The organism is Flavobacterium anhuiense (genome assembly GCF_050990855.1).
Lineage (GTDB): Bacteria > Bacteroidota > Bacteroidia > Flavobacteriales > Flavobacteriaceae > Flavobacterium > Flavobacterium anhuiense_C.
In genome coordinates this window covers 1976395-1989539 of the sequence record NZ_CP158861.1, presented here as the reverse complement: position 1 = coordinate 1989539, position 13145 = coordinate 1976395, and the positions used below count along the sequence as shown (strand labels likewise).

The window sequence follows — 13145 nt, the reverse complement described above, 5'->3', positions numbered from 1 at the left end:
GATTTACGCATCTAACCTTAAAACCACAAAAATGAGAACATTAGATCAATGGTTTGCAGAATATGCCGTAAGTCATCAGAACCCAAAAAACAAGGCAATACATTATATTTGTGTTCCTGCCATTTACTTTTCGATTGTTGGTTTACTTATGAGTATTCCGAGTGCGATAATCGCTAATACTTTACAATTGAATGCACCTATTATCGAAAATTGGGCATTTCTTGTTTTGCTTTTTGTTCTGGTTTTCTACATCAGATTATCAATTGCAATGGCAATCAAAATTGCCATTTTTTCTATTCTTTGCTTAGTTGTTAATTATTACATCTCTCAACTTTTTCCGCTATGGATTTTCTCGCTTATTGTTTTCGCTTTGGCGTGGGTTGGTCAATTTTATGGACACAATATCGAAGGCAAAAAACCTTCTTTCTTAAAAGATCTTCAGTTTTTATTGATTGGTCCTGCTTGGGTGGTCGAGAATTTGTTTTCGAAGAAATAAACTAATTCACTTTCCAAATAATATGCATTCATGAACAATTAAAAATAAGTATTCTCTTATTTTTAAAATAAAAATGTATTTTTGATATACCAAAAAATAAAAATCATGATACAATTAATTTGGGGAATATTAAATCTTGGACTGTTTATCGGGCTTTTTGTTTTTTCTGCAAAAAAAGCGGCAGAGATTCGTAAAAAAGTGGGGTTACCTGTTGCTATTCTCTTTTCATTTTTTGCTTTATCTTTTGTTACACGACCAGACAATGAAGAAAAAGATAAAAAATTTGAATTTGAAAACAGAGAGACAAAAACGCAGTCTTCAAATCGTGACACGTTTATTTCGGACATTATTCTTGAAGATGATGTGTGCTCCAAATTTAAATTGAATGCAATTACTGATGGCGAAAATGTACGCTCAGCACTAATTAGACGAACTGGTTTTCTTAGTGGAACAGAATGGTCTACATTATACATTGATATCAATAAAACTGAAAGAAAAGGTGTTTTTCAGTATCATATTGGAGGAACTAGAAAATGGAGCATTCTTGGAATTGACCTATATCAAGAATATAAAGAATTTGAAGGAATGAAAGAATTTAAACGAATTTCGCTTTAACTTTCTTTAAAATCAGTAAAAAACACAAAGGACAAAAGAAGAATTTTATCTTTTTTGTCCTTTTTATTTTAAAAAACTTTTTCGAAGTCGCTTATAAATTTAACCTATAAAATGAAAAAATCCATTATTGCAATTACAGCTGTAATTTTACTTTCTTCTTGCAAACAAACAGATAACAAAAGCGTTGCTGACAAAATTGAAGTAAAAAAGAAAGACAGCACTAAAGTTCATAATTCTGTACAAACAGGACAATCAGATTCTGACTTGATTCGATTATTTACTAAAAACAAAAATGAAGTTGTACATCAATTAAAATCATTGCCTAATAAAGAAGCTGCCAACGCCTTGTATGAAAAATATTTTGAAGAAAACGGTACTTTATTACAGCAGATAGCCGGAAAAGAAACTGGAGTATTGGATAAATTTTATAATGAAGATGAAGCCGACAAAAAAGCGGTACAGCTTTTAGGCGAAAACCTTACTGAACATCAATTGCGATATTGGGAAATTGGAGAAGGATATGTTGAAATTGAGCCTCTGCCCGATTTCTATTATACCATTTTCAAAAACTATGTTACCGACGATTATAAAGATTATTTGTATTTAAAAAGCGAAGAAAACAAATCGCTTTACTCAGCAGATGCAGGACTTGCAATATCATTTAAAGATTTGGGCGACAGAGTCATTTCTTGGGAAAATTTTATGGCTAAATATCCCAATTCAAAATTGATTCCAGCTGTAAAAGAAGAATACAAAAATTATCAAATGGATTATCTGATTGGTCAGGATAATACTCCGACAGCAGAACGTGCAACAGATAATATCTATATCTATCCGGAAAATATTCAAGAGTTTGATCGTTTTGTAAAAAAATATCCGAAAAGTCCAACGGTACCGCTAGTGAATTTATTTCTAGAGAACTTTAAGAATGAAAAAATATCGGACTTATTAAGGACAAAACAGGATAAATTGTAAATCTTAACTTAATTAAATGTTTAGAACATTATTAATTATAATTAGTTTCTTTTTACTTCAAACAGTAAATGCTAATAAATTATCTAATAGAGATAAAGTTGTTAATCTCAAAACACACAATTGCTCTCTTAAAAATGCAACTGTAAAATCGGAAGTAAAAGAGAAAGATCGAAAATTTATTTTTTGGAAATTACCTCACAAAAAAATTATTATTGTCGATCGGATAATTGACACAAATGGGAAAACAATTTTAAAGAAAAAATCTGTACACATTTGTTCATTAGATGCCTGTGACACACGGAAATTTCGCAGACTCAAAATTATAGAAAATGAAATATGGATTTTTCAATACAATACAAATCCCGAAAAAGCCATAATAAAACGTTATGATTCTTGCAGGAAATATTTAAATCAGAAAAAATGGGATAAAGATAAGTCGTTTGAAGATTATTAATTTTAAAATTTAACAACCATGGAAAATAAAAAACCAATCACATTTGTTTTTTGGATCATTGCGATCATTTTAGGCGTAACCTTATTCAAACAATTTGATTTCAAAAGTCTAAAATTTGAGAATCCTGCATTGGCAGTTATTTATATTGTTGTATTTGTATTTTCTGTTTATTATTTGATAAAAAATTCTGGAAAGAAGAAGTAAAAACATTATAAAAAGTCTATTTCAACCTGAAAATAGGCTTTTTAATTTTTTATAATTCCATATTTATTTACTTCATCATCTTGAAAATCATATCTAATTCTTTGCGGTAAAAGCTGTTCTGTCAAATTAATAGCTTCTTGAACTACGGCAGGAACTCGAGTATGAGTTGTTGTTTTTATAACCCAGTCCATTGCTGTTTCTAGACTTATTTTATGTCCGATAGAAACAAAAATCGGATTGCTGTTTTCTTGTGTTCGCAAAGCCTTGCCAACGATTTTATCATCAAAAAACAAATCTTCACGATCTCCTCTAACAGGTCCTAAATTGCTTTTCTCATAATAACCAACAAGCCTTTTCTTCGGACAGCCAATTGTCGGAATATTCAATTCGATTCCTAAATGAGTCGCTAAGCCAACATTTCTTGGATGTTCAATACCATGTCCGTCACAAAAGATTAATTGCGGTTTTATTTTGAGTTTTTCAAATGTTTTCACGACCGAAGGAACTTCATTATAGGCAAATAAATCAGGAACGTGAACGGTAATATCTTCTGATTCTGAAAATGCTTGATCGACAATTTCTTGCGTTTCAACATCCATTACCATTAGAGCCGAAACCATTTTTTGCTCTATATCGTCATACGCCACGCTAACACCTGCGATATATTTTATTGGATTTTCAATTTGATCTTCGGCAATGATTTTTTCGGCAATTTCGTTCTGAAGAACATATTTTTCCATAAAATCATCTTCTACCGTATGCCCTAATACTTCTTTCATGCTTTCCTGAACCAAATATCCATACAATGCTTTTCCTAAACGTGCTTCATCTGCTTCGCGAGTGAGACCAAACGGATTGTTGTGACTCGAATAAGAACCTACAAATAAGCCTCTCTGATGAAAAATTTCCTTATTATCAAAATAAACCTGCAGCACTTCAGAGCTGTATTTTATTTTCTCGTCATAATTCAAATCTTCCCTCGTAAAATCATATCCTTCGTAATGATGTCTTTTACCTTTATCATCAAAAACTCTATAATCCAATATTAGATCGAATGTATCAAAATCATAAGCAATATAAAGTTTATCAGGAAAGGTGCGAAAACTATCTTTATAGATATGAAAAGAATATCTATGATCACCATAAAGGTAAATTACAATAGAAAAAAAACTTTCAGTGGTATGAAATGAAATTCCATGCAATGTCCGGTTTACAATAGCTTCTCTCCTATATTCTTTAGCTGTAATGACTTCTCTAATTTTACTAATAGAAGATGTACTATCTGTAGAGATTTTATTTTTTTTAGGATAATAATTTATGATCTCGTCCATTATTTTAATAAAGTTGATAGATGTAAACCTATGATTATAATTTGAAATAACCATGTATTATAATCCGTAATTATATTTATATTTGATAACATATGAAACTTACTATTTTGTCAGCCCCATACAAATCATCTCCTATTTTAACAAAATAGAAACGTAATACATAAAAACTAATTAATTGTTTAAACTAATTAATTGTTTAAACTAATTTATAAAATCAAATAATGAAAATACTATTTTTATTATCCCTATTTTTTAGTTTACAAATATCGTATTCGCAAAAAGTTAACGTGTCAGGCATTGCGCAAACTTCAGATAAGCGGGGAAATATATTAATTGTATTAAATGATACTTTACAAAAACTACCCAAAAATTTTCCAACTTTAGAATATCAAAAAATATGGAAAAATGAGGACTTAGTAAGGTTTTCGGACGATAATGGCAATTTTTCTTTTACTGCAGACATCAAAGACAAATTGGTTTTTAGTGAACTAGATTATATTTCACAAACTCACACAATATCTGATCTTCTCTCCAAAAAAGATTCGATAAAAGTAATTTTACAGCGTGAACCTTGTGTAGAATATATTCCTTGCAATGAAGTGGACCCAGATATATATATTTTCATTGGAAAAAAAATAGAAGTTAGTCCTGTGGAGAATCAAAGATATTGCAATAGTTTCCCTTTTGATTCAAAAAATAAATCAAAGTATAAAATTTTAAAAAAGTTCTCTAAAAATATTGATTTTAAGATTATTGATTTTGTATCATACGACCATGCTTCAATGGTGAGATACGATGAATTTGAAAATGTTCTCTTATTTGTTGGCAAATATTGCAATGAACTAATTCATCAAAAATATCAATATCAGCCCGTCTACAAAATGAAAAATGGAAGGTGGGCCATACCTGTTTTTGAGGAATATGATACGACTAAAAGAAAAAGCAACAAAGAACCGCATAAAGTTGAAATGGCTGAACCAATCACTGTTACTCGTTGGCAATCTCACCAAAAATTAGAAGTCACTTATCCAGAGCCTTATTTTGAAATTAATGAAGGAAAAGTATATATGCGCTATGGATATTATCCCGAAGATTTAATAACAAAATAGAAAAAACAGCAGATGACAAATACAATGTATTCCAAACCTACTGCAGCAAGAACTAGCTACAAATCATCTTCAGAATGAAATATTGGTCTCTCTTTTTGGAGTTCAAAACCTGCCTTTTCAAAAAAATCCATATAAATTTTATATTTCTGTCAATTACTAAGTAGGCGGATTTTAAATTAGTAACAATGATGTTATTTTGATTTAATTGATTTTAATATTTCAATAACCCTATTTAATTCTTCTTCTATTTCAGTTTTTCCGTTAAGATTTCCAATAATAAAGGAACAAACGTAAAATTTGTTATTTTCAATCAAATACCAATAATGAATTACCTCATTTTTTTCATTTTCAATATAATAGACTCCATTGATATTATTCCATTTAATATCCTGTCCATTATTTTCAGCTAACGTTTCTCTTAAGAATTCTTTTGGATTTTTAACCTTATAATCCATGGGACTTACTCGTAAGTTTCCTGTCCATCTTGTAGTATCAAAAAAGGCGTTAGTGTTTTTTTCATCAGTTTCATATTCACTCCAATTCTCAGGAAGATTCATGGAATAATTATATTCAGAATTGTATTGTTTTATTTTCAAATTGTTAGAACAATTAGTTAAACCGATGAGAATTAGCATTAATATAATTTGTTTCACTTTCATTTATTTAAAGCACTATTCGATATATGATATAAACATTCTTATCAACTGCATTAATCTTTTATTTTGCTAATCGATAATTTACACCAATGAGTTTCTCAATGGATTTAAGTAATCAAGTTGTTTCTCTTCAAACAATTCTTCTAATGCCTCACAACCATACTCAATTTTATAATCTCTTTCTACTTGTGTAATCGGAATAAGCCAATAACAATGAATTACCTTTTCTTGAAAATGAAAAATTTCAAGATTATCTCCGTCAAGATAGGGAAATGAAATAAATGCATGGTCACAAATAGAATTTTCAAGCCAAGGCCTTCCAATATTTGAGGTATGGTGAATATTAAAAGGTGTCAGTCTGTGATGAGAAGCATGAACAGTCAATAATTCAACCAAAGAATTATCTTGTCTCGGAGAATAAATAACTAACTCAATTAAGTTATCATCTATTAAATCGGCTGACATTCCAACAGTACAATATGTCCACATGTTGTGAACTTTATTTGGAGCAAATTCCAAAACGAAGAACTCAGGATGAGTTTTCCACGTAGGACCTATTTCCCATTTCATTTTTTTTCCAACAATTCCAAAATAGGAATTATAGTGATCTGTTAAGTTTGTAGAATATTCTTTTTGCATTTACTTTTATTGTGAAATAGAACCAATTTTAATGTCAAATCAATCTTTTAAACTATTATTTGATAAAGTGAACTTAATAACTTTATGGTCAATATGCAAATAAAACGTTCTTATAGAAATTTTAGAAACTTGACAGAGTTCAAACCAAAATTAGCGTAAATACAGAATAAAAATTATGAACCTAATTTTCGAACCAAAAAAGCCTGCAAAATATATACTTTGCAGGCTTTCAAATTTTATAGTGACCCCGGAGGGGTTCGAACCCCCAACCCTCAGAGCCGAAATCTGATATTCTATCCAGTTGAACTACGAGGTCAGTTAATTTATGATTTTAAATTGCAGATTTTAGATTGCTTATTGAAATCTAAAATCTACACTCTAAAATCTAAAATTATTTATGATAATAATTTCTTTACAATTGTAGAAATGGTTTTTCCTTCAGCAGTTCCGCCAAGTTGAGCAGATGCTAATCCCATTACTTTACCCATTGAAGCAATTCCAGAAGCTCCTGTTTCAGCAATAATTTTTGCGATTACAGCTTCTACTTCTGCTTCACTTAATTGAGCTGGTAAAAACTTCTCAATTACAGCAACTTGAGCCAATTCTGGTTCTGCTAAATCTGGACGATTTTGCTCTGTAAAGATTCTTGCGCTTTCTTTACGAGTTTTAACCAATCTTTGAAGTAATTTAATTTCATCTTCTTCAGATAAATCTTCTTTAGATCCAGAAGCTGTTGAAGCCAATAATAATTCAGATTTTACAGCTCTTAAAGCTTCTAAAGCTACAGTATCTTTTGCTTTCATGGCGTTTTTAATTTCGTCCATGATTTGTGTTTGTAAACTCATGTTTATGTTTTATTTGAAATAAGCCAAAGCCTATTAATTGAAATCTATTTGGAATTTGTTCTCGACTATTACTATAGTTTGTCAGGCTGAAGCTATTTTGACAAGAAGCCCTTCGACTCGCTCAGGGTGACAATATTGTTTTTAAAAATACTATTTAAAAGTCAAATTTTGAAATTCTGTGCGAAGATAAAAAAAATAACCCGAAAATTAAATCCAATTTTCGGGTTACCAAATATTATGATTCTAAAATTAATCTACGTTATCGTGCAAAAATGAATTGTTTGAACGCAATTGTAGATCATTGTTACTGTCTGTTCCAACAGAAATTCTAGAATTGGTATTGTTAGATTGAGAATTAGACAAATCGATTCCTAATCTTTTGTAAGCTGGCTCTTTTTCCAATTCGTCAATTCTAGAAACGTTGTTATGGAATTTATAGTTAAACTCTTTTAGTTTCTTTCTTCTTTCTTCAGCTCTTAAACGCAATGTTTCTTCGATAGTCAATTCTAAAGGAGAAACTTCAGAAGTTGTAGAGAAATCAGGCTGACTTGCAAAATCAGGTCTTGGTTTCAATGTGATATTTAATTCTTCTGGAATTGTCTCTTCAACTACTTTTTCAACTGGTTTAGAAGCCAATAAATCATTTTCAACTTCCATATATTCTTCTAGAGAATATTTAATGATTCCGTTGTCTGAAACTTCAGTTACCGGAACAAACTGAACTGGATCATTTACTTTAATCTCGCGAGTTTCATTTGTCAATTCAAATAAAACTCTGTTATCTTCAACAACTGGTTCTCTTTTAATAGGCTCTTGCTTGAACAAAGGAAGATCAAAAGAGAATGTTGTTTGTTCTTCTCTTTCAAAAACTCTTTGCTGTTGCACTGGCGGCTGTTGCATTTGTACCTGCTGCACTTCTCTTGCTGCTGGAACTTCAGGAGCAGAAATTGTAAAGTCGATATCTGTAATTGGCGAAACAATTTCGAAAGTTACATCGAGATTTTTGATAAACTCAGACATAACCACTAACTCTTCCTGATTGATAGCTGGAGCAACAGCTTGAACTGGAGTCGGAGTAAAAGTTTCGTCGTCGTCAATTAAATCAAAAACAACTTTATCTTCAACCTTCGTTGTTGGTGTATCAACAGTTAAATCGAAAGATGCAAGTGGTTTATTTGTTAGATTATGAACACTTCTTTGCTCATCTTCTAACGTATGAATGATTTTCTTTGGTTCTGTATTTACAATTTCATTTTGCTGTTCAACATCAAAACCTGTTGCAATAATAGTTACAGCAATAGCTTCGCCAAGACTTTCGTCTTCACCAACCCCCATAATAATGTTTGCATTGTAACCAGCTTCAGCTTGAATATGATCGTTGATTTCTCCGATTTCGTCAAGAGTAATCTCATTAGTTCCAGAAACGATAAGCAACAATACGTTTTTGGCACCCGTAATTTTATTATCATTCAACAATGGAGAATCCAAAGCCGAAACGATAGCATCTTTAGCTCTGTTTTCGCCTTCAGCTACAGAAGACCCCATTATAGCAGTCCCACTGTTAGCCAAAACAGTTTTCGCGTCACGTAAATCGATATTTTGAGTATAGTGGTGCGTAATTACTTCAGCAATACCTCTAGAGGCTGTTGCCAAAACTTCATCCGCTTTAGAGAATCCAGCTTTAAAACCAAGATTTCCGTATACTTCTCTTAATTTATTATTGTTAATTACAATTAAAGAATCGACCTGCTTACGCAATTTCTCGATTCCAATAATCGCTTGCTCCTGACGTACTTTCCCTTCAAATTGAAACGGAATAGTCACGATACCAACTGTTAATATTTCTCTTTCTTTTGCTAATTGCGCAATTACCGGAGCTGCACCAGTTCCAGTTCCTCCACCCATACCAGCAGTAATAAATACCATCTTGGTACCGCGGTCCAACATTTTTTCAATATCAGAAATACTTTCGATAGCAGACTGCTGTCCTACGTCTGGATTTGCTCCTGCTCCTAACCCTTCAGTTAAATTAACTCCTAACTGAATCTTATTGGGTACCGAACTATTTTGAAGCGCTTGCGAATCGGTATTACAAACGATAAAATCTACGCCTTTAATACCTTGTTTGAACATGTGGTTAATTGCGTTACTTCCGCCTCCACCTACACCTATTACTTTGATTACATTTGATTGATTTTTTGGTAAATCAAATGAAATACTTCCAAATTCTGAGTTGCTCATCATCTTTTTGGTTTTTTAATTCTTATTAAGTACATTTTTTACTTCTTGACTTGGGGCAAGAAATAATTTCCTTCTTCTTGTTATTCTAATTATTCTGCGTTGTCTAAAAATTCTTTGATTTTGTCGACATATCGATCAAAAAATGATCTTCTTATTTTGGTTTCTGTAGATTCGTTTTTAGGCACCCTCTGACTTACAACTTCTTCAGGTTCTTCAATGGTTTCTACTCTTTCAACGTAGTTTTCTTCCACTTCGTATCGCTGCACTGGCGGTGCCGTTCTGTAAACAACTTTTGGCTGTTCTTGAACCATTTCTAATCTTACAGCGCTTTGCGAACTATTTTCGATACTGTTCATTACCAATCCTACTGCAGTTGCATATAGCGGGCTAGAAATTTCTTCTCCAGAGTTTCCTGCTAAATGTTCGTTAGGATATCCAATTCTAGTATCCATTCCTGTAATGTATTCTACCAGCTGTTTAATGTGCTTTAATTGCGCACCACCACCTGTTAATACAATTCCAGCAATTAGCTTTTTACGAGGATCTTCGTGTCCGTATGCTTTAATTTCTGCAAAAACTTGTTCTACGATTTCCACCACTCTCGCATGGATAATTTTAGATAAGTTTTTAAGTGAAATTTCTTTTGGTTCTCTTCCTCTTAGACCTGGAATAGAAACGATCTCGTTATCTTTATTTTCACCTGGCCAAGCAGATCCGAATTTGATTTTTAAAAGCTCAGCTTGTTTTTCAATAATCGAACAGCCTTCTTTGATATCGTCTGTAATTACATTTCCGCCGAAAGGAATTACTGCCGTATGACGAATGATACCATCTTTAAAAATAGCTAAATCTGTTGTTCCACCACCAATATCGATAAGTGCAACACCAGCTTCTTTTTCTTCTTGACTTAAAACGGCATCAGCAGAAGCCAATGGTTCTAATGTTAAACCAGACAATTCAATTCCTGAACTCTGAATACATCTTCCAACGTTTCTGATAGAAGACGCTTGTCCAACTACAACGTGGAAACTAGATTCTAATCTTCCTCCGTACATACCAATTGGCTCTTTAATCTCAGATTGTCCGTCGATTTTGAACTCTTGCGGTAAAACGTGAATGATTTCTTCTCCTGGTAACATCGCCAGTTTGTTTACCTGATCAATTAGGAGTTGAATATCTTTTTCGCCAATTACTTCCTCAGGATTGTTTCTGCTGATGTAATCGGTATGTTGAATACTTCTGATGTGTTGTCCAGCAATACCCACAACCACATCTTTGATTTTGTATCCTGAATTATTCTCTGCTTCGATTATCGCTTGTTGTATCGATTGAATCGTCTGCGTAATGTTGTTTACTACTCCTCTGGCAACACCCAAACTTTTGGATTTACCAATGCCCAAAATCTCCAACTTACCATATTCATTTTTTTTGCCAATCATGGCAACGATTTTGGTTGTTCCAATATCTAGACCTACTGCAATATTATCTTTTTCCATTTTCTATTATTTAGTGCAAACTACTTGTTCCGTAAACCTAAGGTCAATTTTTTTGTATTTGTATAACGAACTATCTAAAACTGCTTTTTGAAAGAAGGCTTTATAGTTTCTAAATTTCTTATCAACATTCATCGTTCTACCGAAATCTATGAAGTAATCAAAGTTTCGATTAAACATTTTTAAGCTTCCATTCGGCATAATCTCTATAGCAATGATGTTTTTTCTCAAAAACGCATCGTCATAAATTGTGCGAAATAAAGCGGCTAAATCTTCGTTATTTTTTGCATTTATTGCCCCTGAAACAAGAGGAACTCTCGCAGTGAAATTGTCCGACAAAGGCATTTTATCGCCCTCATAGTCAATATAAAAAGAAGCGTCGCCATCATAAACTCTTGCTATGGGCGTCTTCTGTTTTACTACTGCTTTTAGAACTCCATCGATACTTACAAAAACATTTGACTTTTCAATCATCTCTTGTGTATCGAGGGTTTTCTCTATCTTATTCAAATCTAGTTCATCTTTTCTAATACTGGAAGCGTCTCTTTTATTTTCTATCAACAATTTATTAACCGTTTCCGGCTTCACAAAAAGCGTATTTTCCCCTACAAAAACAACCATCGATTTTTTCAATTTTCGATCGCCATTTCGATGCTGCGCGAAGGAATATAGAAACAAAACCAGTCCGAAAATAAGTACTAATCTAATATTTGACCAATTAAATATTTTCATTTAAAATCTTTTTAATTGACGGAACCATCTCTCCCAGATCACCAGCTCCAATCGTTACAATAATAGATGCATCACTGGTTTTGATTTCACCTAATAAATCTTCCTTTGCAACAATTTTTTTATTCGAATTTGTCATTTTACCCAAAAGCCATTCAGAAGTTACACCTTCCATAGGAAGCTCTCTTGCAGGGTAAATATCCATCAAAAAGACTTCATCAAACTGCGATAAGCTTTCCGCAAATCCGTCAACAAAATCTTTTGTTCTGCTGAACAAATGCGGTTGGAAAATCGCCAAAACTTTACGTCCTGGATACAATTCCCTAACTGCTTGATGAACAGCATTTATTTCTGTTGGATGATGTGCATAATCATCAATATACACTAATTTTTCAGTCTTAATTTGGTAAGAGAAACGTCTTCTAATCCCACTGAATGAAGCAATGGCTTTTGCAATAGAGTCGGTTGGGGTGCCATACGTTTTAGCCATTGCAATAGCCATCAATCCATTCATTAAATTGTGTTTTCCAGGCAGTCCGAAACGCAAATCTTTTATAATTTCAGTTGGCGTTTGCACATCAAAAACATAAGCTCCATCTTCAATTCGAACATTATAAGCCTTATATACAGCATCTTCATTTATAGCACATTGAACGCCATCTAAAGGCAATTCTTTGGTTATAAACAGATTATTTTTATCTTCAACTTTAGAAGCAAATTCTCTAAACGAAGCTTGAATAGCATCGCTAGTTCCATAAATATCCAAATGATCGGCATCCATAGAAGTCACACAAGCAATATCTGGACGCAAATGCAAGAACGATCTATCGAACTCGTCTGCTTCTACAACCGTTACTGTTTTACCGCTTCCGATTAAATTTGAATTATAATTTTCTACAATTCCACCAATGAAAGCTGTTACATCTGCACCGCTTTGAAACAAAATGTGTCCCAAAATACTAGACGTTGTTGTTTTTCCGTGTGTCCCAGCAACTGCAAAACAGAAAGTATCTTTACTTATAATCCCAAGAACTTCTGCACGTTTTTTAACCTCGTAATGTCTTTCAATAAAATAATTCCACTCCGAATGTGTTTTTGGAACCGCTGGCGTATAAATTACCAATGTATTCTCCACATAATAGTCACTTGGAATCAAATTAATATCGTCTTCAAAATGAATATCAATACCACTTTCAATCAATTCATTTGTCAGCATAGAAGGCGTTTTGTCGTAGCCTGAAACTTGTTTTCCAATAAACTTGAAATAACGAGCCAAGGCACTCATTCCGATACCTCCGATACCAATAAAATAAACGTTTTGTATTTGATTTAAATTCATTTTTTATTCGCTTTAAGCA

The 13145-nt window shown here is 32.5% G+C and carries 14 protein-coding genes and 1 tRNA gene; 6 read left to right on the top strand and 9 right to left on the bottom strand.

The annotated features are described in order from the left end of the window. The first annotated feature begins 31 nt into the window (after positions 1-31). The 5 genes from ABTV69_RS08925 to ABTV69_RS08905 all read left to right on the top strand — a co-directional run bounded on the left by ABTV69_RS08925 (position 32) and on the right by ABTV69_RS08905 (position 2744). Positions 32-496 (top strand): DUF962 domain-containing protein, encoded by a 465-nt coding sequence (locus tag ABTV69_RS08925; RefSeq protein ID WP_433835550.1) that lies wholly within the window; start codon positions 32-34, stop codon positions 494-496. A gap of 105 nt (positions 497-601) precedes the next feature. After that, positions 602-1111 carry a hypothetical protein gene (locus ABTV69_RS08920; protein ID WP_433835548.1) on the top strand — a complete coding sequence of 170 codons (510 nt, stop codon included), beginning with the start codon at positions 602-604 and terminating at the stop codon, positions 1109-1111. Between the two features lie 111 nt (positions 1112-1222). Continuing rightward, entirely contained in the window at positions 1223-2086 is an 864-nt protein-coding gene (locus ABTV69_RS08915; RefSeq protein ID WP_433835546.1) for a hypothetical protein, read from the top strand. 16 nt (positions 2087-2102) lie between these two features. Beyond that, positions 2103-2540 (top strand): hypothetical protein, encoded by a 438-nt coding sequence (locus tag ABTV69_RS08910; RefSeq protein ID WP_433835544.1) that lies wholly within the window; start codon positions 2103-2105, stop codon positions 2538-2540. Between the two features lie 18 nt (positions 2541-2558). Beyond that, positions 2559-2744, top strand: coding sequence for a hypothetical protein (locus ABTV69_RS08905; RefSeq protein WP_433835542.1), 186 nt, complete (start codon positions 2559-2561; stop codon positions 2742-2744). A gap of 41 nt (positions 2745-2785) precedes the next feature. Here ABTV69_RS08905 and ABTV69_RS08900 read toward each other — a convergent pair whose 3' ends face one another. Further along, positions 2786-4075 (bottom strand): endonuclease V, encoded by a 1290-nt coding sequence (locus ABTV69_RS08900; protein ID WP_433835540.1) that lies wholly within the window; start codon positions 4073-4075, stop codon positions 2786-2788. A gap of 221 nt (positions 4076-4296) precedes the next feature. On the opposite strand from ABTV69_RS08900, the gene ABTV69_RS08895 reads away from it, so the two are divergent. Continuing rightward, positions 4297-5184 (top strand): hypothetical protein, encoded by an 888-nt coding sequence (locus tag ABTV69_RS08895; protein WP_433835538.1) that lies wholly within the window; start codon positions 4297-4299, stop codon positions 5182-5184. A gap of 191 nt (positions 5185-5375) precedes the next feature. Here ABTV69_RS08895 and ABTV69_RS08890 read toward each other — a convergent pair whose 3' ends face one another. The 8 genes from ABTV69_RS08890 to murC all read right to left on the bottom strand — a co-directional run bounded on the left by ABTV69_RS08890 (position 5376) and on the right by murC (position 13126). After that, on the bottom strand, positions 5376-5837 hold the full coding sequence (locus ABTV69_RS08890; protein ID WP_433835536.1) for a DUF3805 domain-containing protein: 462 nt from the start codon (positions 5835-5837) through the stop codon (positions 5376-5378). A gap of 84 nt (positions 5838-5921) precedes the next feature. Then, positions 5922-6479: a suppressor of fused domain protein gene (locus ABTV69_RS08885; RefSeq protein WP_433835534.1), complete on the bottom strand. Its 558-nt coding sequence runs from the start codon at positions 6477-6479 to the stop codon at positions 5922-5924. Positions 6480-6721: 242 nt separating this feature from the next. Further along, positions 6722-6795: transfer RNA gene (locus ABTV69_RS08880), tRNA-Arg, on the bottom strand. 79 nt (positions 6796-6874) lie between these two features. Beyond that, on the bottom strand, positions 6875-7324 hold the full coding sequence (locus tag ABTV69_RS08875; RefSeq protein ID WP_433835532.1) for a GatB/YqeY domain-containing protein: 450 nt from the start codon (positions 7322-7324) through the stop codon (positions 6875-6877). A 249-nt stretch (positions 7325-7573) separates the two neighbouring features. Further along, positions 7574-9568 (bottom strand): cell division protein FtsZ, encoded by a 1995-nt coding sequence (ftsZ, locus tag ABTV69_RS08870; protein WP_433835530.1) that lies wholly within the window; start codon positions 9566-9568, stop codon positions 7574-7576. Positions 9569-9654: 86 nt separating this feature from the next. Further along, positions 9655-11061: a cell division protein FtsA gene (gene ftsA / locus ABTV69_RS08865; protein WP_433835528.1), complete on the bottom strand. Its 1407-nt coding sequence runs from the start codon at positions 11059-11061 to the stop codon at positions 9655-9657. Positions 11062-11067: 6 nt separating this feature from the next. Beyond that, entirely contained in the window at positions 11068-11790 is a 723-nt protein-coding gene (locus tag ABTV69_RS08860) for a cell division protein FtsQ/DivIB (RefSeq protein ID WP_433835526.1), read from the bottom strand. Beyond that, on the bottom strand, positions 11777-13126 hold the full coding sequence (gene murC / locus ABTV69_RS08855; RefSeq protein ID WP_433835524.1) for a UDP-N-acetylmuramate--L-alanine ligase: 1350 nt from the start codon (positions 13124-13126) through the stop codon (positions 11777-11779). The genes ABTV69_RS08860 and murC overlap by 14 nt, the downstream gene beginning before the upstream one ends. Positions 13127-13145: the final 19 nt, after the last annotated feature.